At 60.7% G+C, this 26,299-nt stretch carries 23 protein-coding genes; 11 read left to right on the top strand and 12 right to left on the bottom strand.

Translation table 11 applies throughout. The features are described from left to right. The first annotated feature begins 19 nt into the window (after positions 1-19). From B0E33_RS08860 to B0E33_RS08835, 6 genes are all read left to right on the top strand, one after another. Complete coding sequence (locus B0E33_RS08860) at positions 20-754, top strand: nucleotidyltransferase family protein (protein ID WP_031268670.1); 735 nt, start codon at positions 20-22, stop codon at positions 752-754. Positions 755-756: 2 nt separating this feature from the next. Beyond that, positions 757-3,903: a double-strand break repair protein AddB gene (gene addB / locus B0E33_RS08855; protein WP_077290981.1), complete on the top strand. Its 3,147-nt coding sequence runs from the start codon at positions 757-759 to the stop codon at positions 3,901-3,903. Next, entirely contained in the window at positions 3,873-7,406 is a 3,534-nt protein-coding gene (gene addA, locus B0E33_RS08850) for a double-strand break repair helicase AddA (RefSeq protein ID WP_206051419.1), read from the top strand. The genes addB and addA overlap by 31 nt, the downstream gene beginning before the upstream one ends. 85 nt (positions 7,407-7,491) lie before the next feature. Beyond that, a complete protein-coding gene (gene trxA, locus B0E33_RS08845) occupies positions 7,492-7,812 on the top strand; it encodes a thioredoxin (RefSeq protein WP_022998971.1) in 321 nt (106 codons plus the stop codon). Positions 7,813-7,957: 145 nt separating this feature from the next. Beyond that, complete coding sequence (gene grpE, locus B0E33_RS08840) at positions 7,958-8,581, top strand: nucleotide exchange factor GrpE (RefSeq protein WP_022998970.1); 624 nt, start codon at positions 7,958-7,960, stop codon at positions 8,579-8,581. Between the two features lie 310 nt (positions 8,582-8,891). After that, positions 8,892-9,512, top strand: a complete 621-nt coding sequence (locus tag B0E33_RS08835) for a trimeric intracellular cation channel family protein (RefSeq protein WP_077293202.1) — start codon at positions 8,892-8,894, stop codon at positions 9,510-9,512. Between the two features lie 413 nt (positions 9,513-9,925). Here the strand turns inward: B0E33_RS08835 and B0E33_RS08830 are convergent, their stop codons facing one another. From B0E33_RS08830 to B0E33_RS08810, 5 genes are all read right to left on the bottom strand, one after another. Beyond that, entirely contained in the window at positions 9,926-10,834 is a 909-nt protein-coding gene (locus B0E33_RS08830; protein ID WP_077290979.1) for an ornithine cyclodeaminase, read from the bottom strand. Positions 10,835-10,849: 15 nt separating this feature from the next. Further along, positions 10,850-11,215, bottom strand: coding sequence for a lipopolysaccharide assembly protein LapA domain-containing protein (locus tag B0E33_RS08825; RefSeq protein WP_022998966.1), 366 nt, complete (start codon positions 11,213-11,215; stop codon positions 10,850-10,852). A 64-nt stretch (positions 11,216-11,279) separates the two neighbouring features. Continuing rightward, positions 11,280-11,579, bottom strand: a complete 300-nt coding sequence (gene ihfB / locus B0E33_RS08820) for an integration host factor subunit beta (protein ID WP_006940254.1) — start codon at positions 11,577-11,579, stop codon at positions 11,280-11,282. Positions 11,580-11,594: 15 nt separating this feature from the next. Beyond that, positions 11,595-12,581, bottom strand: coding sequence for a signal peptide peptidase SppA (gene sppA, locus B0E33_RS08815; RefSeq protein ID WP_062490767.1), 987 nt, complete (start codon positions 12,579-12,581; stop codon positions 11,595-11,597). A gap of 146 nt (positions 12,582-12,727) precedes the next feature. Beyond that, the gene (locus B0E33_RS08810; RefSeq protein ID WP_062490766.1) at positions 12,728-13,651 is read right to left on the bottom strand and encodes a MurR/RpiR family transcriptional regulator; all 924 of its coding nucleotides are present in this window, start codon (positions 13,649-13,651) and stop codon (positions 12,728-12,730) included. Positions 13,652-13,820: 169 nt separating this feature from the next. On the opposite strand from B0E33_RS08810, the gene B0E33_RS08805 reads away from it, so the two are divergent. From B0E33_RS08805 to B0E33_RS08795, 3 genes are read left to right on the top strand one after another with little or no spacing between them, the layout of a single operon-like run. Next, positions 13,821-14,330: a TRAP transporter small permease gene (locus B0E33_RS08805; protein WP_167579510.1), complete on the top strand. Its 510-nt coding sequence runs from the start codon at positions 13,821-13,823 to the stop codon at positions 14,328-14,330. Next, on the top strand, positions 14,327-15,610 hold the full coding sequence (locus B0E33_RS08800; protein ID WP_022998962.1) for a TRAP transporter large permease: 1,284 nt from the start codon (positions 14,327-14,329) through the stop codon (positions 15,608-15,610). The genes B0E33_RS08805 and B0E33_RS08800 overlap by 4 nt, the downstream gene beginning before the upstream one ends. A 35-nt stretch (positions 15,611-15,645) precedes the next feature. Then, positions 15,646-16,692, top strand: a complete 1,047-nt coding sequence (locus B0E33_RS08795; RefSeq protein WP_031268661.1) for a TRAP transporter substrate-binding protein — start codon at positions 15,646-15,648, stop codon at positions 16,690-16,692. Between the two features lie 167 nt (positions 16,693-16,859). Here B0E33_RS08795 and B0E33_RS08790 read toward each other — a convergent pair whose 3' ends face one another. From B0E33_RS08790 to B0E33_RS08765, 6 genes are all read right to left on the bottom strand, one after another. Then, on the bottom strand, positions 16,860-17,288 hold the full coding sequence (locus B0E33_RS08790; RefSeq protein WP_022998960.1) for an FKBP-type peptidyl-prolyl cis-trans isomerase: 429 nt from the start codon (positions 17,286-17,288) through the stop codon (positions 16,860-16,862). 235 nt (positions 17,289-17,523) lie between these two features. Next, entirely contained in the window at positions 17,524-18,522 is a 999-nt protein-coding gene (locus B0E33_RS08785; RefSeq protein WP_077290978.1) for an isopenicillin N synthase family dioxygenase, read from the bottom strand. 110 nt (positions 18,523-18,632) lie between these two features. Beyond that, positions 18,633-20,036, bottom strand: coding sequence for an amidohydrolase family protein (locus tag B0E33_RS08780; RefSeq protein WP_077290977.1), 1,404 nt, complete (start codon positions 20,034-20,036; stop codon positions 18,633-18,635). Next, positions 20,033-20,884, bottom strand: coding sequence for an ABC transporter permease (locus B0E33_RS08775; protein WP_206051418.1), 852 nt, complete (start codon positions 20,882-20,884; stop codon positions 20,033-20,035). The genes B0E33_RS08780 and B0E33_RS08775 overlap by 4 nt, the downstream gene beginning before the upstream one ends. After that, complete coding sequence (locus B0E33_RS08770; protein WP_077290976.1) at positions 20,884-21,663, bottom strand: ABC transporter ATP-binding protein; 780 nt, start codon at positions 21,661-21,663, stop codon at positions 20,884-20,886. The genes B0E33_RS08775 and B0E33_RS08770 overlap by 1 nt, the downstream gene beginning before the upstream one ends. Before the next feature lie 7 nt (positions 21,664-21,670). Next, positions 21,671-22,663 carry an ABC transporter substrate-binding protein gene (locus B0E33_RS08765; protein ID WP_077293199.1) on the bottom strand — a complete coding sequence of 331 codons (993 nt, stop codon included), beginning with the start codon at positions 22,661-22,663 and terminating at the stop codon, positions 21,671-21,673. A gap of 397 nt (positions 22,664-23,060) precedes the next feature. Here B0E33_RS08765 and B0E33_RS08760 point away from each other — a divergent pair, with 397 nt between their 5' ends. Continuing rightward, entirely contained in the window at positions 23,061-23,555 is a 495-nt protein-coding gene (locus B0E33_RS08760) for a nucleoside deaminase (RefSeq protein WP_022998954.1), read from the top strand. A gap of 43 nt (positions 23,556-23,598) precedes the next feature. On the opposite strand, the gene B0E33_RS08755 is transcribed toward B0E33_RS08760, so the two are convergent. Continuing rightward, entirely contained in the window at positions 23,599-24,078 is a 480-nt protein-coding gene (locus B0E33_RS08755) for a MarR family winged helix-turn-helix transcriptional regulator (protein ID WP_077290975.1), read from the bottom strand. Positions 24,079-24,345: 267 nt separating this feature from the next. Between B0E33_RS08755 and B0E33_RS08750 the strand changes: the two genes are divergently transcribed. Continuing rightward, entirely contained in the window at positions 24,346-26,277 is a 1,932-nt protein-coding gene (locus B0E33_RS08750; RefSeq protein ID WP_077290974.1) for an FAD-binding monooxygenase, read from the top strand. Positions 26,278-26,299 lie beyond the last annotated feature (22 nt).

Here is a 26,299-nt window from a genome sequence, read left to right as displayed (position 1 = left end):
CGCACATTTGAGACAGATGATGACAGACAAGCGGTTTCGCCCTTCCAAAGCCATGATCCTGGCCGCAGGCCTCGGCAAGCGCATGCGCCCGCTGACGGCAACGACGCCCAAGCCCCTGATCGAGGTCAACGGTCAGGCCCTGATCGACCATGGCATGGACCGGCTCGCAGCAGCCGGCGTGAAGACCTGTGTGGTCAACGTGCATTACCTTGCCGATCTGGTGGAGGTTCATGTCCGCCGCCGCCCTGATATGGAAATCCTGATTTCCGACGAACGCGATCAGCTTCTGGAAACCGGGGGCGGTATCAAGAAAGCGCTGCCGCTATTGGGCGAAGAGCCATTCTTCCAGCTCAACGCCGATACCTGCTACTGGATCGAAGGCGTCAAACCCAACCTGGAACACATGATCGAAGCCTGGGACGAGAGCCGCATGGACGCCCTGCTTCTGGTTGCCGAAACCGTGAAAGCGGTCGGTTATTCCGGCCGTGGTGATTTCGACATGGCGAAGGATGGGGCGTTGACCCGGCGGCAGGAAAAGGGTGTGACGCCCTTTGCCTATGCAGGTGCAACCATTTTGCACCCGCGCCTGTTCGAAGATGCCCCGGACGGGCCGTTCTCCATGAACAGGCTTTTCGACAGGGCGATTGAAGCCGGGCGTCTCTACGGCGTTCAGATGGAAGGCCTGTGGCTGCATATCGGTACCCCGGAGGCCATCCGTGCCGCCGAATATGCCGTTCGCGAGAGTGCCGCCTGAGGATGGCCCGCAGCGCGCGCCTCTGGTCTGTCCCGCCGTCCGTCCCTTTCCTGAAAACGCTGGTCGACACACTGGTCGACGGCACGTTGATCCCCGGCTTTCGCCCGCTGGACGATCCACTGCTGCTGCCGTCGGTCACGCTGTATCTGCCGACGCGCCGCGCTGCGCGCCTGCTGCCGGAGCTTTTCCAGCAGCGGTTTGGTGGCCGGCCGGTTCTCCTGCCTGCCATCCGCCCGGTGGGCGATGCCGACGAGGATGCGCAGAGCCTGACCGCCAATGCGGATCTGGAACCTCTGCCGCCGGCAATGCCCCTTCTGGAACGTCATCTTGCGATGACGCGGCTGGTAAAGGCCTGGAAAGGCATGCTGCGCCGGGAAGCGCTCAGTCTCAGGTCCGACGAACCTCTCGGCCTTCCGGCGTCGACGGCCGATGCAGCCTGGTTGGCGGCAGACCTGCTGACGCTTATGGACGAGGTTGAGACGGAAGAAGCCGACTGGACGGAACTGTCCGGTCTGGTGCCGGAGGACCATGCCCGGTACTGGCAGATCACGCTCGATTTCCTGCAGATCGTACGGGAGGCCTGGCCCGCGCATCTGGCCGAACTGAAAATGATGGACCCGAAGGCCCGCCGCTCGGCCCTTATCCGGCGCGAGGCCGAGCGCCTGGAACGGACACCTCCTCGTGGCCCGGTCATTGTTGCGGGTGTCACCGGCTCGGTTCCGGCCACCGCCGAATTGCTGAAGGTTGTCTCCCGGCTTGAATCCGGTGTCGTCGTGCTGCCTGGGCTGGACCGCTATCTGGACAGCCGCTCCTGGGCCGTATTGGGAGAAAAGACGGGCAAGGCCTCGACCCGCAAGGGTGTGATGCAGAAAGACGCGGCAACCCTGCCTTCACATCCGCAGTATTCTCTGAAGCAGTTGCTTGATCGGCTGGGTGCCGGGCGGGAAGAGGTCGTAACACTCGGGCCGGACCCGGACCGTGGGCTCCTGCTGCGTGAGGAACTTGTCTCCGAAGCTTTGCGTCCCGCCGATACCTCCGATGGCTGGACAGCCTATCTGGATGCCCGTCCCGAAACGGACAGGGCGGAGGCATTGGATGGTGTCTCGATCATGACTGCCCGCAACGAGGCGGATGAAGCCTTGAGCGTCGCGATTGCCTTGCGCGAAGCGATCGAGCGGCAGGAAAGTGCGGCCCTCATTTCGCCGGACCGTATGTTGACGCGCCGGGTTGCGGCAGAGCTTGCCCGCTGGAACATCCAGGTGGACGACAGTGCCGGCCGCCCGCTCGACCAGACCGCACCGGCGATCCTGGCAATCCTGGCAGCAAAACTCGCCCTTGGTGGCTGCGAGCCTATCGATCTTCTGGCGCTGCTGAAGCATCCGCTGACACGGTTGGGCCTGCCGGTGAAGGACATCCGGTCTGCCGCCCGCGCGCTGGAGCGTGGCGTGGTTCGCGGACCGCGCGCCCGGCCGGGAACGGCAGGTTTGCAGCTGGCTGTCGAGGCGAGCCGGGAAGATGCGGACAAGGCACATACGCCACGCTGGAAAAAGATCCACGACGAAGACTGGGACGTGATCGCGAACCTTGTCGACCGTCTGGCGAACGCACTGAAACCGCTGGAAGAACTTGCCGCAGAAGGCGGCACGATCCTTCTGACCGACCTCGCACGGCGTCATGTCGATGTGATCGAGGCGATCTCGATCGATCACGAAGGTTCCGTGGCAGAACTTTACGTCGGTGAGGCGGGCGAGGCGCTGGCCCAGTTCCTGACCGGTCTTCTGGAAGCAAGCTCCAGCGGACTGGAAATTCCCGCCGGCGAATGGCCGTCCGTATTGCCTGCGCTGATGTCCGGTCAGGCCGTACGGCGCAGGTTGCCGGGCGACCAGCGGGTGCAGATCCTCGGCCCCATGGAAGCACGGCTTCAGGCATTTGATTTCGCGATCCTGGGTGGCCTCAATGAGGGCGTCTGGCCTCAACGCACGCGCAATGATCCGTGGCTGAACCGGCCGATGAAGCGCGACATGGGGCTGGAACCCCCGGAGCGCCGGCTCGGTGCGGCCGCACATGACTTTGCGCAAGGCATGGGTGCACGGCGGGTCCTTCTGTCGCGTGCCGCACGCTCCGACGGCGCTCCCACTGTCGCATCGCGCTGGCTGCAGCGCCTGACCACGCTTGCCGGGCCTGACCTGACGAAGAAACTGGAAGCGCAAGGGGCGGTATATTCCGCCCTTGCAGCACAGCTCGACCGGCCGGAAGGCGCGGTGCGGCCCGCGTCCCGGCCTCACCCTCGTCCGCCCTTGGCAGCGCGCCCGAAATCGCTCTCCATCACCGAAATCGAACGCCTGATCCGCGATCCCTACGCGATCTTTGCCCGTCACGTGCTCGAGCTGCAGCCGGTCGACCCGATCGGCGGCGAACCCGGTGCTGCCGACAAGGGCAACCTCATTCACGATGCGCTGGCAGATTTCCTGCTGACCTGGACCGCCGCATTCGACGACAGTGCCGTAAAGGCCCTGACAGAGATCGGCGAGGAGCTGTTTGAGCCTCTTGATGCGTTTCCGGCGATCCGGGCGCTTTGGTGGCCGCGTTTCCAGAAAATTGCGGCTGGCTTCGTTGCCTACGAAGCGAGGCGGTCGCAACACGTCAGTCAGCGGTTCCTGGAAATCGGCGGCGGTGTTGAACTGAAGTTGCCCGGCTTCGATTTCCGCCTGCGCGGCCGGGCAGACCGGATCGACCTTCTGAGTGGCGGCGGGCTGTCCGTGGTCGATTACAAGACAGGGCAGGTGCCCTCGCAAAAGCAGGTCGACGCGCTCCTGTCGCCGCAATTGCCGCTGGAGGCCGCGATGGTCCGGCGGTTCGGGTTCAAGGATGTGCCGGCTGACGCGCCCATATCCGAGCTTTTGTATCTGCAGCTGAAGGGCGGCAGCGAACCTGTGATCGAAGCGCCGCGAAACCCGAAGGACACGCCGCTGGAAGATCTGGTGGAAGACGCCTGGACGCGGCTGGAACAGTTGATCGCACATTATGTCAGGGAAGACATTGGTTACCTGTCCCGTGCCCGCGTCATGCGCGAACGGCAGATGGGCGGTGACTATGATCATCTTGCCAGAACGCAGGAATGGGCACTTGGATCGGAGGAGCCTTCATGAGCTTTCAGATCCCTGAAGTGACCAGGCAACGGCAGGACCTTGCCTCCCGCCCACGGGCTTCTGCCTGGGTGAGTGCCAATGCCGGATCGGGCAAGACCTTCGTTCTGTCCCGCAGGGTTGTGCGGCTGCTGCTGGATGGCACCGATCCCTCTCGTATTCTTGCGCTGACCTTCACCAAGGCCGCCGCTGCCGAAATGGCGACCCGCGTTTTCAAGATTCTCGGCGAATGGGTCACCAAGGATGATGCCGCACTCGCGGCCGAATTGCAGGATATTGAAGGCCGCAAACCAGACGCCGCGCGCCTGGCGATGGCGCGTCGCCTGTTTGCCCGGGCACTGGAAACACCGGGCGGGTTGAAGATCCAGACCATTCACGGTTTCTGCGAATCCCTGCTGCACCAGTTTCCGCTGGAAGCAAACGTCGCGGGCCATTTTGCCGTGCTCGACGACCGGGTGGCAGCGGAACTCATGGCGGCCTCTCGCGCGACCGTGCTGCATGTTGCCGAAACCGAGCCGGAAAGCGCCTTTGGCAGGGCACTGGCATCGGTCATTGATCTGATGAGCGACGGCGGCGCCCAGAAGGCGCTGGACGAGTTGATCCAGAGCCGTGACGCTTTCCGCCGCTGGACGGTTGATGCCGGCGATCTGGAGACCGCGCTTGCCGAGCTTGCCGGTCTTCTGGAAACCGACCCGGCTCTGAGGCTGGCGGATTTCGACGAGCAGTTTCGGTCCGCATGCCCGTTTGATCTGAACACCTGTCTTGCCTATGCCGAGGCACTGCGAACCGGCACCAAGACCGATCAGGCGCGTGCGGACGATCTGGTTACCGCCGCGAAGCTCACGGACATAACCGCTTTCCGCGAGGCCTGGCAGGCGATTTTCCTGACAGCCAAGCTTGAGCCGCGAAAGTCGCTCGCCACCAAGAAGGTCGCTGAAACGTTCCCCCAGATGCTTGAGGCGCTGGAGGCGGAACAACATCGCCTGCTGGAGCTGCTGGACCAGCGCCGGAAGGTGGCGACCTATGAGGGAACCACAGCCCTGCTGCGTCTCGCCGACGCGGTGATCGGTCATTATGAGCGCGCCAAGACCGCTCGCGGCTATCTCGATTTCGAGGATCTGGTGGTCAAGACGGCAACAATGCTGCAGAAGTCGGACGCCGCACTCTGGGTGCAATACAAGCTCGACCAGGGGCTTGATCATATCCTTGTTGATGAGGCTCAGGACACCAGCCCGCGCCAATGGGACGTGGTGACTTCGCTTGCCTCCGAGTTCTTCGCCGGGACTGGTGCAAGAGACCGGGTCCGCACGCTGTTTGCGGTGGGCGACGAAAAACAGTCGATCTACTCGTTCCAGGGCGCTGTTCCGGCCTATTTCGATGCCATGCGCCGGGCCTTTTCCGGCAAGGCCGAGGCGGCCGAGCTTGAGTTTCATTCCGTCAATCTGCAGCTCTCCTTCCGCTCCACGCCGGATGTTCTTGGAGCGGTCGACAAGGTGTTTCACGACGAAAGTGCCCACAAAGGCCTGTCGCAGGACGTGAAAGCGCCGGTCCATGAAGCCATCCGGCGCGATCCGGGGATCGTTGATCTGTGGCCACTGGAGGCCGAGGCGGAGATCGAGGAGCCGGACGACTGGCGCCAGCCGATCGACCACGTCGGTTCAGGCAGCCCGATGCTGAAGGTGGCCAGGCGTATTGCTGCCGAAATTGCCCAATGGATGCGCGATGGCACGGCAAATCCCGGCGATGTGATGATCCTCGTGCGCAAGCGCGGGCCTTTTGTCGAAGCGCTCAATCGGGAACTGAAGGAGATGGACATCCCGGCTGCGGGCAGTGACCGCCTTGTTCTGACGGACCATATCGCTGTTCAGGATCTTGCCGCTCTCGGCAGGTTCCTGTTGCTGCCGGAAGACGACCTGTCGCTTGCCTGCGTGCTGAAGAGCCCGCTGTTCGACCTGACGGACGACGACCTGCTGGAGGTTGCCCGGGAAACGCCGGAAAAGGTGCGGCCTGGAACGCTGTGGCAGATGCTGGTGAAACGGTCGGACAGTTCGGACAAATGGAAGGCCGTGCGCGCAAGGCTGGAAGACTGGCGCGCACGCGCCGACTTCGTGCCGCCTTACGAATTCTATGCCCGGCTGCTGGGGGCTGATGGTGGCCGGAAAGCTTTTCGCGCTCGCCTCGGCGTGGAAGTCGATGACGTTCTGGACGAGTTCCTGGCGCTCACCATTGCCTATGAGCAATCCGGCACGCCGGGCCTGGAAGGGTTCCTTGCCTGGATGGCAGCGGCACCGACCGAGATCAAGCGTGAGTTGACCAATACCAAGGGCATGGTCCGCATCATGACCGTGCATGGTTCCAAGGGGCTGGAAGCACGGATCGTCGTTCTGGTCGATCCGGGGGCAGCCCCCGTCAGCGCAATCCACGATCCGGCCTTCCTGCCGCGCAAGCGTCTGGAAAACGATCTTCTGCCACCGGCTCTGGTCTGGCTGCCGCCCAAGGCGGACCGGACGCCCTGGCACGACGCGGCGGTGGAAGCCCTGCGGGACGCGCAGGAGGAAGAATACCGGCGCCTTTTGTATGTGGCTCTGACCCGAGCCGAAGACCGGCTGATCGTCTGCGGCTGGGAACCGAAACGCGGTGCCCACGAGAACTGCTGGTATTCGATGGTCTCGCGGGCGTTGAAGCCTGAGGCGCGTGAACTGACAGCGACGGATGGATCCGTCTCCGCCTGGCGCTGGCAAAAGGACGGCGTCATCGCCGAGCCCGAGGCAGGTGCGGCGTCGCATACCTTCGCAGAGCCGCGCAGCGAAGAACCGCCGTTGCCGGACTGGCTCTCCAGTCCCGTCCGTCCGCTTGCCAGGAAGAAACGCCTTCAGCCCTCACGGGCATTCGAGGCGATGGAGGAAAAGGACGGCATCGAACCGGTGCCTGCGGTGTCTCGCCTGCAGGCGGGCAGGGATCTTGCGTCCTGGCCCCTGGAGCGCGGTCGCCTGATCCACCGGCTTCTGGAGCTGTTGCCGGACTTGGCTGAAGACGCCCGCATGGTAGCGTCGGAAGCCTACCTCAAGCAGACCCTCAAGCCGGAATTTGCCGAGCGCTTGCCTCACCTTCTGCGCGAAGTGGCTGCGATTCTCGAGATGCCGGAATTCGAGACGTTGTTTTGCGGTCATGCCCGCGCCGAAGTTCCGCTGGTCGGGACGATTCGGGCAAGCGACGGCACGGAAGTCGAGATATCCGGACAGATCGACCGGCTGGTGGTTGAGGATAACCGGGTGGTGATTGTGGATTACAAGACCAATTTCCATCCGCCGGCATCAGTTGCCGAAATCCCGCTCGAGTACCGCGCACAGCTTTGTGTTTACAGGGAAATGCTGAAGCAGATTTATCCGGACAGGGCGATTTCCGCCCAGCTTCTGTGGACCGCGGTGCCGAGCCTGATGGAAATCCCCGAAAAGGTGCTGGAAGAAACCTTCGCCGGACTGCGTCCTGACGGCACATCGGCTTGACGGCAGGCCCTCGGCTTCCTACGTTCTTGCCAACTGACGCGCTTACATCGGGTAGGCGCGATCCTGAGACCTACGAGATCTAGTTATGGCTACCACACAAGTTACCGACTCTTCGTTTGAAGCCGAAGTCCTGAAATCCGACGGCCCGGTCGTGGTCGACTTCTGGGCCGAATGGTGCGGTCCGTGTAAGATGATCGCTCCGGCTCTTGAAGAAATCTCCGAAGAGATGAACGGCCAGGTGAAGATCACCAAGCTCAACATCGACGAGAACCAGGACATGGCCATGAAATACGGCGTTCGGTCCATTCCGATGCTGATCCTGTTCAAGGACGGCGAGCCGATGGCAACCCAGATCGGTGCAGCGCCGAAGGGCAAACTCTCCGACTGGATCAAGAGCGCCCTTTAATTCCGAAATATATCTGCGGCTGACCGGCTGCGGTTCATATGAGCGCATCCGGCGGGTAAGCGAAAGCCTATCCGCCGATGCTCTTTGAAAAAACGCCAACCGGTCGTATAAGCACCCGCAAACAGTCTGAGCAAACGGATCATTCATGAGCGACGAAAACAAAACCCCGGAAGAGCAGCCGGCAGAAGCAACGCCGGAAACCGCAGCAGCGGAACAGCCGGAAGCTGTCGAGGCGGCCGGTGTCGATCCGATCGAAGTTCTGAAAGCCGAAAACGCGGATCTGAAGGATCGCGCGCTTCGCGTCATGGCGGAAATGGAAAACCTGCGCCGCCGCACGGAAAAGGAAGTCAAGGACGCCCGCCAGTACGCCGTGTCAGGTTTTGCCCGTGACATGCTGACGGTTTCCGACAACCTGCGCCGCGCACTTGAGGCGTTGCCGGAAGATGACCGCAAGAACGCCGATGCGGGTGTTGCTTCGCTGATCGAAGGCGTCGAGATGATCGAGCGTGATCTGCTCAACCAGCTTGAAAAGAATGGCGTCAAGAAACTGGACCCGGAAGGCCAGAAGTTCGACCCGAACTTCCACCAGGCCATGTTCGAGGTGCCGAACACCGCAGTGCCGAACAACACGGTTGTACAGGTCATGCAGGCCGGCTACGTCATTGGCGACCGCGTGCTGCGTCCGGCCATGGTCGGCGTTTCCAAGGGTGGCCCGAAGGATGTTGCGGCGTCGGCTGAAGCCGGACAGACGGTCGACAAGAACGCCTGAGTTCAACCGACCCTAGAGCTTCGAAGGGGCTGCTCCGCATCCAGCGGAGTGGCCCCTTTTCTTTGGGGCAACCCTTTCGTCAACACAGCTGACCGGAGCCAGTCCTGCCGTCGATGCGACGCGCGAGGACGACAGCCGGGAACGATCAATGTTTTTCCAGGCGGCGGTCTGGTCGAACTTCCCTAATCCCTTGAGCGAGATATGCAGGCCCTCAGACGTAGGGCCGAGCGCCGGCGTGGCATGCTACGGGATGACAAAGACCTGGACCTCAGGTACTGCCTTCGGAAAGAAAGTGGCCATGGGGGACGGAATGCTGCTGCAAATGCTGGACTATCTCGGGGTGGCGGTATTCGCCATTACCGGCGGCATCGTCGCTTCGCGCAAGCAGCTGGATATCGTTGCCCTGCTGTTCTTTGCCACGCTGACGGGGATCGGTGGTGGTACTCTGCGTGACCTTTTGCTGGGTGTACCGGTCTTCTGGGTGGAGAACGAATGGTATCTGCTGGTGTGCTTCGTCGTCAGCGCGCTGGTCTGGTATTTTGCCGAGTGGATCGAAAAGCTCAGCAAACCCTTGAGATGGGCCGATGCCATCGGTATTGCGGCCTATTCTGTCATGGGAGCTGCCAAGGCCCTGACTGTCGGTGACACGATCCTGGTGGCGATCCTGATGGGTGTCTCGACGGCAACTTTCGGCGGCATCCTGCGGGACACCATCGCCCGTGAACCTTCCTCCATCGTGAAGCCGGAAATCTATGTCGGTGCGGCCTTTGCCGGTGCGGGTGGATTTGTTGTGCTGGTGCAATTGGGCGCGCCGCAAATCCTTGCCGCGATCCTTGCCGCAAGCTGTGCGTTGATCTTGCGCGGCGGAGCGATCCTGCGTGGCTGGACCTTGCCTGGACACCGTATTGGAACAGGTTCAGATCCCGGCTAAGCCGGGATGGCTTTCCGTTCCGCGGCCTCAGCGGACAGTCCAGGAACGACAAAAGCCGGCCCACGGGGAACCGGCTTCACGATTATCGTATAACGGGTTTGGCGCGATCGGCCGAACGTGCCAAACCCTTGGAGGCAGCCGGTCTCGCCCGTAGGGTCGAACGGCCAGGGTGCCATCAAGGCACTAGTAGACAAGCCCCGAGCAGGCCGACACATAGTACATCAGCCCTATTGCGATTGCCGGAAGGCTTGCCGAATAGGCAAGCGTCGTCAGCATGATTTGCTCCTTCAAGATACCAACGAGAAACCCATGGCGGCCAAGCCGTCATCCGGGCGACCCTTCTCGGGCGCTCGCTTTCATGGATTCCCCCTGCTGTTCCGGGATATGGTGTGCGCAGGCACGAGTTCCAGAGGTCACGTCCTCAAAAAAACGTGTGCAGCCAGTGCGTAGTCTGCGAGCCCGGTGCGCGGGGCCGGCAAAAACAGCGTGCGCTGGCCGTAGTAACGCCGGCCGGCTTTCGTGCCCTGTGTGAGGTCCTTCAGGTCGGCAGCCCATTCAAGATCCGGCCGCGGCGGTTCGCTCAGGTCGGTGGTGAACAGCCGTGCTTCCTGCAGCAGTTCTGTCGGCAATTGTGCTTCCGGATCCAGCACATCTACGTGACAGCCCGCAGGAGGATCCAGGTAGGTGAGGGCGTGATGGGTGCCTGTTTCGTTTTCCGGACCGGCAATGCAGATCATGTCCGCGCCTTCTTGCGCGGCATAGATCTCGTTCGTGATGCCGACATTGACCCCCTTGAGCGCGGGCAAGGCGGCGATCCTTTTCTGGATTTCCGGCGACACGCCGGCCAGAAGGATCGACGTCAGGTTGCGCACGGCCGCATAACCGCACACAAGCCGGGGCAATCTCGGGTCGTCGCCGATGATCAGCAGGCGGGACGTGTCTTCGCGGGACAGGTAACTTGCCCCGAGCGCATGGAGACCAGCCGTGCGCCAGACTGTAAGGCGCATGCCATCCAGAAGGGCGATCGGTTGTCCGCCGGAACCGGAAAACAATAGGTAGAGACTTGAGGACAGGCCCGTTTGTTCGGGTAGATCCAGCGCCAGGGAGCAGCCGATATAGCCGCGCTTGACGTCGCCTTGTTGGGTAAAGTCAGTCCAGGCCGGCTGTACGGTGAGCGCGCCTTGCTGCTGATTCAGCCGGCCGATGGGCAAGGGGGATGCCTTGGGCGCGACTGTGCTGGAGCGATAGGCTCTGCGCAGCGTTTCAAGAACGGCCCTGTCTTCCAGGCAGGCATCGATCTCGTCGCTGGAGATAATACGCATGGTAATGTCGGCCGGTCAGGCGGCGTTGCGGTTGCCCGGTCCTGCCAGTCCCTTGAGATTGGATGCCGGCTGACCTGCGGTGTTCATTTCCCGCAGCTGGTCGGCTTCCTTGTGCCATTTCGCGGCTTCCCGGCGCTTCACGCGTGCTTCCTTGCGCCAGCGGCCCTGTTTGGCCCATGCGCCAAGTCCACCGACGATGATGCCGACGCCCAGACTTGCGAAGATGATCCAGAACAGCGGAATGTCCGGGATCGTCAGGCGCGGGTCCTGCGGGTCGAGGGGATTGAGCGACAGGGAGACCGTGTGCCGGTTCGCCACCGACAACGGGATCAGGACAACCGCGATAACGAACAAGATCACGTTCTTGAGGAAACGGGTCACTGGGTTCTCCCGGTTTTGGCCAGATCAGAAGTCGATTTTAAATGGCGTGCCGTGGCAAACGCAATCAGTCGTCGCCGTGGTCCACACCATCGTTCAACCGTATACGCATTTCCTTGCCGGTTTTGAAGAAGGGCACGAACTTTTCGTCCACTTCCACCTTTTGACCGGTGCGCGGATTGCGGCCGACGCGAGCGGGGCGGTTCTTGACGGAAAACGCGCCGAAGCCGCGCAACTCCACCCGGTCGCCGCGCATGAGCGCTTCGGTAACCTCATCCAAGATGGCGTTGACGATGTTCTCAACGTCCCGCTGATAGAGATGCGGATTTTGTTCGGCGATATGCTGAACCAGCTCAGATTTGATCATGAAGTGCCCCCTCGCTTACGGATTATTGTCTGCCGCGTCAGAAGCCTGCCAAACGGATACCAGCCCGTCAAGCGTAAGCCCTCGTGGAATCAGCCCCTTAGCTTCACTAACCGGCTCCAGAAGGGCCGATCCGATGCCTTTTCCGAACTCTCGCGAGACCCGGGAGGAAAACGGCAGCTCTTCCAGATTTTCGTTGGCGCTCCAGGTGACGACTGGAAGATCTTTCGGAACGCCCTTCTCACTTACGAGCCAGTCGATTGCGACATCTTCGCCGCCAATGGCATCGATCAGCTTTTCCGTCTGGGCATCGTGGCCCGTCAGAATGCGGCCGTCTGCAAGTTCCTTGGCCCTGGGCATGTCGAGAGATCGCCGCTCAGCGACCAGTGAAACGAACCAGTCGTAGGAATTGTCGACGAGCTTTTGCAGCATGGCGCGCGCCTCGGGGCTCGTCTGGGAATAGAAGTCGGGCTCGGCCTTCAGCGGAGCACTCTTGACCGCATCCATTTCCACGCCGACCGTTTCCATCAGTTTGCTGATATTGCCGAACTGGAACAGCACGCCGATGGAGCCGGTGATGGAATTGTATCTCGCGACGATGTGATCGGAGGCAAGGGCGATCATGTAGCCCGCGGAGGTTCCGATGGTTCGTATTTCGGCAACCACCGGCTTCTTTTCGGAAAGTTTGCGCAGCGCTTCATACAGCGCTTCGCCGCCGGTTGTGCTGCCACCGGGAGAATTGATGGAGATCACCACGCCCTTGACCGCATCGGACTTGCCGATCTTCTCGATCATCTGCAGGGTCTTGCGGCTTTCGAGGATGACGCCTTCGATCGGGATGCGCGCGATATGCGCCGTCCGCTTGGACAATTCCGAAGCCCCGGAGACGTAGATAAGCCCCCCGATCAGTGCCGCGGCGATGACGACAAAAGTCGCGATCCGCCAGAAGGTCACTTTGCGTCTGAGGCGCCGTCTGTCTACCAGCGCGTCAACATCTACCGACATGAATACGATGTCCCCGACAAGAGCTTATGAAAACCAATAACATACATAGGGTGACCGTTGTAAGAAATGCAATCGGCTTCTCTCAGTTTCACATCAGATTGCGGCGGTTTCTGGCAAGCCGGCACAGTTTCGTGTGTTCATGAGGCTCAATCGCCCAGAGGTTGAGGTCCGGTACGGCCATGGAAGGCGGTCAGGGAAGAGCGGATCCGGCGCAGGTTTTCGCTTGTGGTGGCGGCCCGGACCTGCGCGACCGTCATGGCGATGGCGTCGACAATCACCAGGTGCGCGTATCGCGAGGCGGTGGGCTTGAAGATGTCCGGGTCCTCGGGAAGATCGACCAGGATGGGGATCTTGGAAATCATCGCAAGGCGGGAGCCTTTCGGTGCGATCGCGATTGTGGTGGCTCCATATCCGCCGGCAATCTCGGCCGCGCTGACCAGTTCATCCGCTTCGCCACTGGCGGAGACACACAGCAGAACGTCGTCGGGCCCGAGCGTCGCCGCGCGCATCTGCAGAAGGTAGCTGTCGTGCAGGGCGACAGACGGGATACCGAGGCGAAAAAAGCGGCTCGCCGCTTCACCGGCCACCATCGTCGACCCACCGCCGATCCCGGCGGTGAGAAGCTGCCGGCATTTGGCGATCTTTTCGACGGCCCGCTCGATAACGGCCGGATCGACCTGCTGCCGCATGACATTGGCGGTCGCATAAAGCGCGCCCAGAACGCGGTCGATCGCCGTTTCGCTGGCAACCTGTTCGGTAGTCGATGGCGCGGAAATATACTGCAGGCTGACGGCCAGGTTCTGTGCAAGTCGCAGCTTGAATTCTCGGAAACCGTCACAGCCGAGTGTCCTGCAAAAGCGAACGACGGTCGGTGTACTGACGCCGCAGGCTTTTGCCAGTTCGGCGATCGTCATGTCCGAAATCGCGGACAGATGCTTTTGCACGTAGTCCGCAACCTTTTGTTCCCGCGCCGGAAACTGGCCGGCGTGATCGCGGAGTGCGGAAATGAGATCGATAGCGGCATGGCCGTTTGTATTGTCGCCGGTCGGGGTTCGGATCTTTGCCTGCACACATGTCTCCCTGGTTGCGGGATTTGTAATTTGATTACACAAAATCGTCAATCAGCGCCTGATCATAGCCTCATTTACGCGAGAAATGTAATTTAAAAACAAAATACGCTTGACGAAACGCAATTTCTGCTCTGAAAATGTAATTAAGGTACATTTCGGTGGAGGGATTATGCGCGAGTGGGCTGCCAGAACCAGTGCCAGGCTGAATACGGGCGTCGAGGCTGTAATAGCCTTGCTGATGGCACTGCTTGTGCTTGATGTCTGGCTCGGCGTGGTTGATCGCTACTTCTTTCATTGGCAGTTGCCCTGGCCGGAGATCCTTGCGCGCTACCTGATGATCTGGGCAGCCATGCTGGCCGTCTCATCCGGCATCGCCAGGCGGGACCATATCGGACTGACGGCTGCCATCATGCGCGTGCCGGTGTCGTTGCGCCGCATTGTGCTGATGGCGATTGATCTCTGCGTTCTCGCACTGTTTCTCTACGTGCTGTGGTACGGGCTCAGTTTCGCGCAAAGCGGCGCCAAGCGGCAGGCCATGATCTTCGGTATCAGTCTGCAGCCGTTCTATGCGGCAATCCCGGCCGCCGCAGCCCTTGCCTCGATCCAGACCGTTCTGGCGATGATCCGGGACAACGGCACGCATCTCGACAATCCTCCGTTTGCGGAGGCCGCAGCATGATCGTAGCCGCTGTCTTCATCGGATTTGTCCTGCTCGGCATGCCTATCGGCTTTGCCATTGGCGCGGCCGGCGTCATCGGCCTCATTCATATGGGCGGTGACCAGTTTCTGGCCATCGGGCCGAGCCGTATCTTCAACGGCCTGAACATCTTCCCCTTTCTGGCGATGCCGTTCTTCATTCTGGCCGGCGAAATCATGAACCAGACGGGTATCACCGACCGGCTAGTGAAGCTGGCCCAGGTGCTGGTCGGCCATTTCCGGGGTGGGCTGGCCCACACAAATATGCTCGCCTCCGTGTTCTTTGCCGGGCTAACGGGTTCGGCAACGGCGGATGCGGCGGCCTTCGGGCGCACTTTGGTGCCCGCCATGGTCAAGGAAGGCTACAAGCGCGATTACGCGTGCGCCGTAACGGCGGCCGGTTCGATCATCGGACCGACCATCCCGCCGTCCGGTCTGATGGTTGTCTACGGCTCGCTCATGGGCGTTTCCATTGGTGGGTTGTTCGCCGCAGGCATTCTGCCGGGTCTCGTCATCTGCGGTGTCTGCATGGCCGTCATTACCCTTGGTGCGGCCCGCAACAGCCTGCCCAAGGCGGAGCGCCGGGCCAATCTTAAGGAAATCTGGCAGGTCTTCGTTTCCTCAATTACCGCACTGCTGATGCCGGTGATCATCCTGGGAGGTATTCTCGGCGGTGTCGTCACGCCGACGGAAGCTGCTTCCATTGCAGTCGCCTACGCACTCTTCATCGGTGCATTCGTCTACCGCACGCTGACCTTGCCCGCGCTTTACCAGATGCTCGTGCGCACAGCGCGCATCACCGGCGTGATCTTCGTCATCATCGCCTTTGCCGGCATCCTCGGCTGGTGGATGAGCTTTGAAAAAATCCCCCAGATGCTGGCCGAGACCATCCTGGGTCTGGCCGACAACCGCTATGCGGTCATCGCCATCATCATCGGACTTCTGCTGATCGTCGGCATGGTCATGGATATCACCGCCATCCTGATCATCCTGGCACCGGTTCTTGTTCCGCTCACCGCCCAGGTGGGTCTGGAGCCGATCCATGCAGGGATCATCTTCGTTCTGGCACTCAACATCTCGCTGATGACGCCGCCTGTCGGCGCGTGCCTGTTCGTTCTCTCATCGGTCACCGGTGAGAAACTGGAACGGATTGCCATCAAGCTGGGGCCGTTCCTGGTCGCGGAAGTGGCTGTGCTGTTCCTGTTCGCCTTCTGGGAAAGCGCGGCGATGATGCTGCCGCGTGCTCTCGGGTTTGCCCAATAACAAAAAAACAACCTGACAGAGGAATGGAGAAAATCATGAAGAAGTTCGCAAAGGGACTGGCGGTCGGGCTGACCGCAGCGCTTATGGCCGGCAGCGCGCTGGCAGATGGAAAGGTGTTGAAGTTCGGACACGACAACAAGACCGATCCGTTCGAAAACCCGGCTCATGCCTGCACCGCGGTGTTCTCCAACATCGTCAATGCAGACACCAACGGTGCCGTCGAAGTGGAGGTCTTCGGTTCCAACCAGCTCGGTTCGGCTGCCGAGCATGTGCAGCATGTGCGCGACGGCATTATCCAGGCAACACTGACGTCCACCGGCGCGCTGGCAAGCTACTACCCACGCATCGACGTTTTGAACCTGCCGTTCGCCTTTGCCGACAACGCAGCCACCTACGCGGTTTTCGACGGTGATTTCGGCAAGGCTCTGGCTGCCGACATCGAGGAAGCCCTTGGAGATGTCGTGGTGCTCGGTTTCCCGGACACGGGCGGGTTCTTCGCTGTTACCAATTCCAAGCATCCGATCGCGTCGCTCGACGATTTTGACGGCATCCGCATCCGCACAATGACGCTGCCGTCTCACCAGACCATCATCCAGGCGCTAGGCGCGCAGGCCTATCCGCTATCCTGGGGCGAGGTCTATTCCGGCCTGCAGACCGGCGTCATCGACGGTCAGATGAACCCGGTGCCGATCATTTCCTTCGCGAACTTCTCCGAGGTTCAGAAGTACATGACGCTGACCAATCACCTGTTCTCGCCCTACACGTTCATGGTCAACCGGGACTTCTTCGAAGGATTGAGCGAAGAGCAGCAGAAGACCCTGCGCTATGCCGCGGAAAGCTGCGTAACCGCCAGCCGTGGCCTGTCGCGAATCATCGAAGCCTCCGACAGGGGATTGGCGGGCCTGATGGACAAGATGGAAGTGACCGCTCTCACCGCCGACCAGCGCGCGTCCATGGCTGCAGCGGCCCAGCCGGCTTTCGAAACGCACGTGGCTGAAAACCTCGACCCGAAAGCCAACGAACTGCTCGGCCTGTTCAAGACCGAGGTCCAGAAAGCCAACGACAGCGTCTATATGGACTGAAGCATGGTCTGATATTTTTCGCGCGCCGGCTTGCAGCGCCGGTGCGTGAAAAAAGAAGCCCCGCGGCGAACCGCGGGGCTTTTGTCTTTTCAGCGTTCAGACCTCATCAGGGAGCCGAAATCGGCTTCTGACTTTGCCACCGCCAGCTAAACCGGAACCGGGGGGCCTCAGTTGATCCCCGTCAGCTGGATCTCGAACGTCAGCACCTTGCCGGCCAACGGGTGGTTGGCGTCCAGAATGACTTCGTTTTCGGAAATCTCGATCACGGTCACGGTCATCATCTGGCCGTTCTCTGTCTGCGCCTGCAGCTGCATGCCGACTTCCAGCGGGATGTTGGCCGGAATGTTGGTCCGCGGAACAGCCTGGCGTGCAGCCGGATTGTGGGGACCGTAAGCGCTGTCGGGTTCGATGCGGACCGTCTTCTCGTCGCCAACCTTCATGCCGGGAATGGCCTGGTCGAGACCCGGAATGATCTGGCCGGATCCAACGGTGAATTCCAGCGGGTCGCGTCCTTCGGAGCTGTCGAAGACGGAGCCGTCGTCCAGCGTGCCCTTATAATGAAGACGAACCGTGTCGCCGCTTTTGGCTTCGGTCATGGAGCGTTTCGCAATTCTGTCTGTTGGGTGAGTTTTGAGGCCGCGTTTCGTTGGCGGGTGCTCGTCGTGAAACCAAGCCTAAAGGACGGGCAGCAAAAGTAAAGTCTGCCGGATCGTCAGCTTCTGGATAGTTTTGCGGACAAATCATGGCTGAAATGGTGCTGCCACGGCGCCGATCGTTTCAAACGATGGCCTCGGCGCCGTGGTTCTTCTTTGTCGGATGGCGATTGCGCCGCTATTTCTTGCCGAAATTCGCACCTAGCCGCATCTGGATATAGTCATGCGCCGTCATCGGCTCATACTTGCCTTCCGGCCCTGCAAGCACCGTATCCATGTTGGCCTGGGCGAAATAGGCCATCGAGTAGCGAGGACCGAGATATTCCTCCGGCTTGGGCATGCGCACCCGGTGAAGGTTTGACAGAAGCTTGTCGTCCGACCAGCGCATCAGCATGTCGCCGATGTTGCAGGTGATAACGCCTTCCAGGGGGGGCACGTCGGTCCAGGCAATCGCCCGGCCCTGGCTGTCCTTGCCCGGGCAAAGCTGTAGCCCGCCCTGGCCTGCCTTCTGGTGCAGCAGTGTCAGGCAGTCGAAGTCGGTGTGGGCACCGGCCCGCCAGAACTTGAAGTCCTCTGGCTTGGCATCTTCCATGCCCAGATAATGGATCAGCCGGAGGGTCGACTGGTATTCCGGTGTCAGCGGATCGTGTCCTTCGGTGAAGAAGTCCGGCGGAAACTTCAGCTTGTCGGCGAAGCAGGACAGAACCTTCATCGCCAGCGCCCAGTTGTGCCGCTCGAATGCCAGCATGGTCGCCTTGAAGCCGGACAGTTCTTCGCCGGTCGGCCAGAGACCTTTCATGCGCGGCAAGGTGATCTGGTAGCTTTCCTTCTGGTCGGCAGTACCGGTTGAAGGGCGGACCTGCGCCTTGAATTCCCAGCCTGCATTGGTGCCGGGCCGAAGCGGATATTGTTCTTTCGTCTCTGCCGGCAGGTCGAAGAAGCCGGCCGACAGTCGAAAAGCCTCGTCGATCAGTTCCTGCGGGATGCCGTGGTTGCTCAGCTGAAAAAAGCCGATGTCCGTCGCCGCTGCCCACAGATCCTCGGTGATCTCTGCCTTGCGCGAAAAGAAATCCGACATGTCGACCTGGGGAATTGACCGGTCGACCGTCTCACCGACGCCGCCGAAGCCTTTTTCCTTTTCCAGTTCAACGAGACCATAAGATGCAGAGGTGCTCATATTTCCGTTCTCCTTGAGAAAGAGGTCCGGGAGCAATGACCCGTGCTCATGGGCACTGACAGCTTCTACTCCACATAAGAATGTGCCTGCCCGACGCAGGCGATTTGCCATCAGGCCTGGGCGGCGCGGGCCCGGTGAGGCGCCGTCATTTCCTTTCTGCCTTCGATCAGTTGCCGGGTAACACGCCTTGCGTCCGAACCGAGCCCGGCCAGGTCCAGTCCGGGGATGGAACCGTCCCGGACGATCTGCCGCCCGCCGACAAAGCTGTGGCGCAGGCTTGCGGCACCCGTCAGCACGGGAGCAAGGGCCGGATCGTGAAGTCCCATGTTGCGAGGGGCGGAAATGTCGAAAACGGCAATGTCGGCGATCATGCCGGGACGCAGCACGCCGATCTCCTCAAAGCCGAGCACCTTGGCGCCGCCTTCTGTTGCCCAGTTGAGCAGGCTTTCGGCTTGCAATGCCTGCACGCCCTTTGTCGCTCGGTGCAGCGCGAAGGCGCTGTAGAGGGCAGCGCCCATGTCGGCGGCCTCGTTCGCGCCTGCACCATCTACCGCCAGCGAAACTCGGCCGCCGAGGTCGTGAAGGGCGTCAGCTGGAGCAATGCCTGAGCCAAGCCTTGCATTTGCTTGCGGACAGTGCGCCATCCCGGTTCCGGTTTCTGCGAGCATGCGCACCTCGTCCCGGTCGCATTCCACCAGATGGGCAAACCAGACATCCGGCCCGAGCCACTGCTGCTCGGCAAGCCAATCAACCGGTCGCTTGCCGTATTTCGCCAGGGTGAAGTCCACGTAGGTCCGGTTTTCCGAAAGATGCGTATGAAGGCGCAGGCCCTTGCCGCGGGCAAAGCGGGCGATGTCGGCAAGCTCACCCGCATCGACATTGAACGTCGGCGTGGTCGGTGCGACGGCAACCCGCCTGCTGGAACCTGGGGAGGGGTCATGCCAGCGGTTTGCAGTCCGCTCGATGCTTGCCAGGAATTTGTCCAGTGGCTCGCTTGGTGACGGCGGCAGGCTCGGATCGGGAAAAGACCGGCCTTTCGTTCCACCACCCCGGGCCAGGACGAAACGGATGCCAAGCGCTTCCGCCTCTTCAAAAAGCACGTCCGCCGGATCGTAGTCATAGTGGTCGGAATAGACGTAGTGATGATCGCAGACCGTTGTCGTTCCGGTGAGAAGCAGTTCTGCCAGTCCGATCCTGGCCGATACGCGAAGGGTTTCCTCGTCGATCAGCGGCCAGTAGCTGTAGGGAACGTTCATGAGCCAGTCGTCAAGTGGCGCATTCATGCCTTCCGGCACGGCCTTCAGGACAGACTGGAATAGATGGTGATGGGTGTTCACCAGACCCGGTGTGACCACGCATCCGCTTGCATCGACAATCCGTTCGCCTTCCAGGGGCTGCAGGTGGCCGATTTCCGCAATCCTGCCGTCGTGAACGCGGATTGCACCGCTGAGGCGCTCTCCCTCCCGGGTTCCGGTGAGGCCGTAGTCAATGTTGTTGATCAGGAAGCTCGTCATTTCTGTCCCTTCGGCAGTGACCAGGGAAAGAAGATCCGCTGTGCGAGGCTGACCAGCTGGAACAGGACCAGCGACATGATCACGAGGATGACCAGTCCGGCCCAGGCCTGGGGCAGTTTGAACATCGACGTGGAGAACTGGATGAAGTAGCCGATGCCTTTTTCGGCGGCGACGAATTCGGACACGACAGCGCCGATGACCGAAAGCGTGATCGAAATCTTCATGCCCGAGAAGATGTAAGGCGTCGCATAGGGCAGGCGGATCTGGGTGATCTCCCGGAAGGACGGTGCGCGCAGCGACCTGGACAATTCGATCAGTTCAGGCGGCGTGGCGGCCAGACCTGTCGTCATGGAAACGACCAGCGGAAAGAACGAGATCATGAAGGTGATGACGACGCGTGGAGCATCACCGGTGCCCAGCACCACGATGATGATCGGTGCGACGGCGACGACCGGGACAGACTGGATGACCACGAGCAAGGGATAGAACGCCCCCGAAAGCAGACGCGACTTTGCCAGGCCGACGGCAATCGGAAGCGAGATGACAAACGAAACGGCATAGCCGATGAGGGCGACCCGAAGTGTTGCCCAGATATGCTCCATCCAGCGTCCGGCTGTAACGCTCTCAAATCCGCCCAGAATGCGGGAAGGGGCGGGCAGCACGAAAGAGGGAACGGAAAACAGCCGTGTCCCGGCTTCCCAGATGACCAGGATCAGGAAAAAGGTGATCAAGGGAAGTACGACAGGCATCCGGAGCAGCTTTTCGGAAACCGGCAACGGCTGTTCCAGACGCTCGGGCTTTGGGGTGGTCTGCGCCGCGGCGGTGTCCTGTGTTTCGCTGACAGTCATCAGGCGGCCTCCTTTCTGATCAGCAGCGAGCGGAGTTCGGCCGAGAAGTCCTGCATCTCCGGCGTTCTCAGCGCGCTTTCGTCTCTTGGACGGGCGGTCGGCACCTGCAGGTCCGCGATGATGCGACCGGGGCGCTCGCTGAGCACAAGGATCCTGTCGGCCAGCAGCGCGGCTTCCGGAATCGAGTGGGTGATGAAAAGGACTGTCTTCGGGCTTGCCTGCCACAACCGAAGAAGTTCAAAGCCCATGGCATCGCGGGTCAGTGCATCAAGCGCTGAAAACGGTTCGTCCATCAGAAGAATGTCCGGATTGAGAAACAGAGCCCGGGCAATGCCGACCCGTTGCTGCATGCCGCCGGAAAGCTCCGACGGCAGCCGCTTTTCAAATCCTTTCAGGCCGACGGTCTCGATGATGGTGCGGGCCTGTTCGCGGTCCTTCGTCGTCACCCGTCCGTATTTGTGGCGAACCGGAAAGACGACGTTGTCCTCTACATTGGCCCAGGGAAGCAATGTCGGCTTCTGGAAGACGATGCCGACATCGTCCCTCGGCATCGTCACCTCTTTGCCGAAGACACTCACCGTTCCCTTTGAAGGTTTCATCAGTCCGGCGGTCAGCCTCAGCAAGGTCGATTTTCCGCATCCGGATGGGCCGAGCACCGCTACAAACTCATGCTGAGCAATGGTCACGGTGACCCCGTCCAGGGCGGTGACGGATCCCGAGCCGGTCAGAAACGTCTGACCGACCGAGGAAAAGCTGATCGCGTTGTTGGTGAGTGCCACTTGAGGGTTACTCCGCTGCCGGCAGGAACGAGCGGTTGACAGCGTCTTCAGGTTTCAGGGATGCCGGGTCCAGATCCTGCGCCGCGGCAACGCGGGTCCAAGTTGCCGCCAGCCTGTCGGCATCGATTGTGCCGAGCGGGAATTTTTCAGTGACATCGTTGAAGGCAAGCTTGGACGCATCCAGCCAGCTTCCCTTGACGTCTTCCGCCGAAAGCTCCGGCACCTGTGCGGAAACTGCCGCGGCTGCCTTGTCCGGGTTTTCATAGGCAAATTCGAGGGACTTCTTGAAGGCCGCAACGAAGCGCTTGGCGACGTCCGGGCGCTCCTCAAGGAACTTGTCACCCGCAACTAGCGATGCGGAATAAAGCTCAAGACCTGCATCAGCCCAGGGCAACACGACCAGTTCCTTGCCGGCCTCCGCCGCCTGGCCGGAATAGCGCGAGACGTCGGTCAGCCAGGCGATGATCGCGTCCGACTGGCCCGTCATCAGCAGCGGCCCCAAAGCGCCGGGGTCGGATTTGGTCAGGGTGATATCTTCTTCCGACAATCCGTTGTCGGCCAGAACCAGCGGCAGGAACACGTTGGAAGAGGTGAAAGGCGAGGTCGCGATCTTCTTGCCTTTGACATCCTTGATCGAGGCGATGCCGCTGTCCTTGGTGGTGTAGAAAGCGTGCGGTCCCATGTTGAAGATGGTCATGACCGCGGTCACCGGTACGCCTTCGGTCGCCTTGGCTGCCATCAGGGCACCCATGCCCGCGGAACCGATGTCCGATGCGCCCGTAGCGATCTTGGTGATGGCCTCGGAAGACCCGCGCCCCGGTTCGATCTTGATCTCGAGACCGGCTTCTTCGCAGAAGCCTTCCTGAATGCAGACATAGATCGGCGCCTTGTCACCGCCGGGCAACCAGTCAAGCTGATAGGTCACGAGATCGGCCGCAGCCGCCGGAAACGACCCAACCATTGCTGCCATGGCAACAACCAACGACTTACCGTCAAACATGCGCATCGGCACACCCTTTCGCTGTACTTTCTCTGGAAGGTTTTCGAGTGGCGGGAGCGTTTTGTTGTCTTCGGCCGGCATTCTCATCTCCTGGTCTTGGATGCGGGCGCGTTCGTGCCGGGCATCGTCGATCAACTGAAAGATGAGCAATGTCGGAACCGTTGGGCTCCACCGCTTCTACTCGACCTCTACGGGAAACCGGTGCGCGATTTTTGTCAAGAAAGCCTCAAGATGAAACCGCGAGAATAGTGATCAAGAGGCCAATATTTCAGCAGTTGCCTTTTAAATCGCCAGTCTTTTGATGTGTTTCTGTTCAACGTGACTGACTGTTTGCAAAGTCTTGCGGGGTGCGCGTGTTCATGCTCCCTTCAGGGGGAAGAAATCAAAGGAGCCTTGCGTGACTGATACTCATGACGACAAAGATATCGCGCTGTTGCGCCGGGCATTCGAAATCGCGCGACAGGCGCGGGAAACGGGCGATCATCCATTTGGCTGCCTGCTGGCAGGTCCGGACGGAGAGGTTCTGATGGAGCAGGGTAACGGTTATTCCGCTGAAGGGCAGGACATGACCGCCCACGCCGAAAGGCTGCTGGCGACACGGGCAAGCAAGCGCTGGCGCCCGGATTTTCTGGAAAGCTGCACCATGTACACATCGGCAGAGCCGTGCGCCATGTGCTCCGGCGCTGTCTACTGGGCGGGCATTGGTCGGGTCGTCTTTGGCCAGACCGAAAAGTCCCTGAAGGAACAGACGGGCGATCACGAGGAAAATCCGACACTCGACCTGCCCTGCAGGACGGTGTTTGCGGCGGGGCAACGCAAGGTGGAGGTTGTCGGTCCGCTTCTGGAAGAGGAAGCGGCCGGCCTGCAGGCGGATTTCTGGGCAGGGAAATAGTCACCGCTTGTTGCGGTCTTGATGCTGAACCTTCGCAGGCCAGTCAGTCTTTTTCCGCAGCCTTGGAACCGGAACGCAGTGGTGCGCGGCTGAGGTCGTTGACCGCCTCTGTTGCCTTTTGCAAGAGACGCATGAAATCGTCAGCCTCTTGGCGGTCGAGCCCGCTGAGCATCACCTGTTGCGCCTTTTCCACCGCAGGGCTAAGCCGCGACAGCGCATCGGTTCCGGCGTCCGTCATGTGAAGCACCTTTGCGCGCCTGTCCTTTTCGCTCACGGCGCGTGACAGGAAGCCCTTCTGCACCAGCCGGTCGACAACGCCGGCGATCGTGGTCCTGTCATAGGCAATCAGGCCTGCCAGCGTTATCTGGTCGATGCCCGGGTTTTCCGCCACCCGGACCAGCGCTGCGAATTGCACCGGCGTCATGTCGAATCCGACGGCATCCACTTCCGTATGAAACACCGCCACTGCGATCTGCTGCAAACGGCGGATCAGGTGTCCGGGCATCTGTTCAAGGTTTCGCATCGCCGCCTCCAGGGAGTCAAAAAAGGAAGTATGCTGATTATATTTGACAGCATGCTGATAATCAGTATGCTTTCTAATTAATCCGTTGTCGATGTTTGTTTGGACATCGCGGCGGAATTGTCAAACGCGAAAGACCCGCAATGCGGCAAGGAAGTCCGGGCTTGAACACCGGCAGCTTTCGCGTGGCCCCATCATGCTGGCGCCGGCCTTTCCCAAGAAGGAGGGCCGGTTGCCAAACTGCCGGAAAGTGGCGGAGGAGACGGTCTCATGCAATTTCATCTCGACGGCTTCAAGACCGGTGATCCGGTCATTCATGAACCTAATGCCGACGCCACTGCCCTGGCCAACACAGTCAGCCTGCCGGAAGAAGTCGATGTCCTCATTGTCGGTTGCGGTCCCGCGGGCCTGACACTTGCCGCTCAACTTGCGGCTTTCCCGGACATCCGAACCCGTATCGTGGAGCAGAAAGCCGGCCCCCTGAAGCTTGGCCAGGCGGATGGTGTCGCCTGTCGGACAATGGAAATGTTCGAGGCGTTCGGCTTTGCCGAGCGACTGGAAAAGGAAGCTTACTGGGTCAACGAGACCACTTTCTGGAAACCGGACCCAGCGACTCCGGACACGATCGCCCGCAGCGGCAGGGTTCAGGATGTCGAGGACGGTCTGTCCGAGTTTCCGCATGTCATTTTGAACCAGGCGCGCGTTCACGACTTCTATCTCGAGATCATGCGCAATTCGCCAAACAGGTTGGAGCCTAACTACTTCCGCCGGCTGGTCGATCTGGAAATGGCGGTCGAAGCAGGGCAGGAGAGGCCGGTTACGGTTCAGCTGGAACGGATGGACCCCGGACACGAAGGTGAAACGGAAACCGTACGCGCAAGATACGTGGTCGGTTGCGACGGCGCCCGCAGTTCCGTGCGCAGGGCGCTGGGCCGCGAGTTGAAGGGCGATAGTGCCAATCAGGCCTGGGGCGTGATGGACGTTCTTGCCGTGACGGACTTCCCGGATATCCGCTTCAAGGCGTTGGTGCAGTCGGCCAGCGAAGGCAGCATCCTGATCATTCCGCGTGAAGGCGGATATCTGGTCCGCATCTATGTCGAACTCGACAAGCTGCGGCCGGACGAGCGGGTCGCGAACCGGAACATTACGGTCGATCATCTGATCGCCGCAGCCGGACGCATCCTTCATCCCTACTCTCTCGACGTGAAGGAAGTCGCCTGGTGGTCGGTCTACGAAATCGGTCAGCGGCTTTGCGACAAGTTCGATGATGTTCCGGCAGAAGGTGCTCCGGGCCGCTTGCCTCACGTTTTTATTGCAGGTGATGCCTGCCACACGCACAGTCCTAAGGCCGGGCAGGGCATGAACGTCTCCATGCAGGACACGTTCAATCTTGGCTGGAAACTCGCCCACGTACTGAAGGGACTGAGCGAACCGGACTTGCTTGCCAGCTATTCGGCCGAACGCCAGGCAATTGCGCAGAACCTGATCGATTTCGACCGGGAATGGGCGAAGCTTGTCAGTGCGCCGGTGAAATCGGAAAGCAATCCCGATGGCGTCGAGCCGGCTGAAGTTCAGAAATACTTTGTGCAGCATGGCCGGTATACCGCTGGGACAGCCTCGCGCTATCTCCCGTCCCTGTTGACGGGTGACGGTGCGCATCAGCAATTGGCGGAAGGTTTCCAGATCGGCATGCGGTTTCATTCCGCCCCTGTCGTTCGTCTTGCCGACGCCAAGCCGGTACAGCTCGGCCATGTCGTAAAGGCGGACGGTCGCTGGCGGATCTTCGTCTTTGCCGATAAAGGCGACCCGGCAGCGGAAACGTCGGCTATCCATCGTCTTTGCAACTTTCTGCAAGACGATCAGAGCTCACCGGTTTTGCGTCATACGGCAGCGGGTGAAGATATCGATGCGGTTATCGATCTTCGCGCAGTCTTCCAGCAAAACCATCGCGATCTGACCCTTGAACGCATGCCGTCACTGCTGCTACCGGCAAAAGGCCGCTACGGGCTGAGGGACTATGAAAAGATGTTCTGCCCGGATCTCAAAAGCGGCAACGACATTTTCGAAATGCGCGGCATTGACCGGGATAAAGGCTGTTTGGTCATCGTCCGGCCCGATCAATACGTCGCCGAGGTATTGCCGCTGGATGCCCATGAAGCATTGTCGGGCTATTTCCAGGGCATTCTGAAAGAGCGGCGCTAAGTCTGCGTTGCCCAGCACAGGC

Source organism: Roseibium algicola, assembly GCF_001999245.1.
GTDB classification, from domain to species: Bacteria; Pseudomonadota; Alphaproteobacteria; order Rhizobiales; family Stappiaceae; genus Roseibium; species Roseibium algicola.
The sequence above is the reverse complement of the archived record's forward strand: the minus strand, read 5'-3'. Positions and strand labels throughout refer to the sequence as shown.

What these genes read in the sequence shown, in the direction of transcription:
- B0E33_RS08860 (WP_031268670.1), top strand. Translation starts at nt 20, where the DNA reads ATGACAGACAAGCGGTTTCGCCCTTCCAAAGCCATGATCCTGGCCGCA.
- addB (WP_077290981.1), top strand. Translation starts at nt 757, where the DNA reads ATGGCCCGCAGCGCGCGCCTCTGGTCTGTCCCGCCGTCCGTCCCTTTC.
- addA (WP_206051419.1), top strand. Translation starts at nt 3,873, where the DNA reads ATGGGCACTTGGATCGGAGGAGCCTTCATGAGCTTTCAGATCCCTGAA.
- trxA (WP_022998971.1), top strand. Translation starts at nt 7,492, where the DNA reads ATGGCTACCACACAAGTTACCGACTCTTCGTTTGAAGCCGAAGTCCTG.
- grpE (WP_022998970.1), top strand. Translation starts at nt 7,958, where the DNA reads ATGAGCGACGAAAACAAAACCCCGGAAGAGCAGCCGGCAGAAGCAACG.
- B0E33_RS08835 (WP_077293202.1), top strand. Translation starts at nt 8,892, where the DNA reads ATGCTGCTGCAAATGCTGGACTATCTCGGGGTGGCGGTATTCGCCATT.
- B0E33_RS08830 (WP_077290979.1), bottom strand. Translation starts at nt 10,834, where the DNA reads ATGCGTATTATCTCCAGCGACGAGATCGATGCCTGCCTGGAAGACAGG.
- ihfB (WP_006940254.1), bottom strand. Translation starts at nt 11,579, where the DNA reads ATGATCAAATCTGAGCTGGTTCAGCATATCGCCGAACAAAATCCGCAT.
- sppA (WP_062490767.1), bottom strand. Translation starts at nt 12,581, where the DNA reads ATGTCGGTAGATGTTGACGCGCTGGTAGACAGACGGCGCCTCAGACGC.
- B0E33_RS08805 (WP_167579510.1), top strand. Translation starts at nt 13,821, where the DNA reads ATGCGCGAGTGGGCTGCCAGAACCAGTGCCAGGCTGAATACGGGCGTC.
- B0E33_RS08800 (WP_022998962.1), top strand. Translation starts at nt 14,327, where the DNA reads ATGATCGTAGCCGCTGTCTTCATCGGATTTGTCCTGCTCGGCATGCCT.
- B0E33_RS08795 (WP_031268661.1), top strand. Translation starts at nt 15,646, where the DNA reads ATGAAGAAGTTCGCAAAGGGACTGGCGGTCGGGCTGACCGCAGCGCTT.
- B0E33_RS08790 (WP_022998960.1), bottom strand. Translation starts at nt 17,288, where the DNA reads ATGACCGAAGCCAAAAGCGGCGACACGGTTCGTCTTCATTATAAGGGC.
- B0E33_RS08785 (WP_077290978.1), bottom strand. Translation starts at nt 18,522, where the DNA reads ATGAGCACCTCTGCATCTTATGGTCTCGTTGAACTGGAAAAGGAAAAA.
- B0E33_RS08780 (WP_077290977.1), bottom strand. Translation starts at nt 20,036, where the DNA reads ATGACGAGCTTCCTGATCAACAACATTGACTACGGCCTCACCGGAACC.
- B0E33_RS08775 (WP_206051418.1), bottom strand. Translation starts at nt 20,884, where the DNA reads ATGACTGTCAGCGAAACACAGGACACCGCCGCGGCGCAGACCACCCCA.
- B0E33_RS08765 (WP_077293199.1), bottom strand. Translation starts at nt 22,663, where the DNA reads ATGTTTGACGGTAAGTCGTTGGTTGTTGCCATGGCAGCAATGGTTGGG.
- B0E33_RS08755 (WP_077290975.1), bottom strand. Translation starts at nt 24,078, where the DNA reads ATGCGAAACCTTGAACAGATGCCCGGACACCTGATCCGCCGTTTGCAG.
- B0E33_RS08750 (WP_077290974.1), top strand. Translation starts at nt 24,346, where the DNA reads ATGCAATTTCATCTCGACGGCTTCAAGACCGGTGATCCGGTCATTCAT.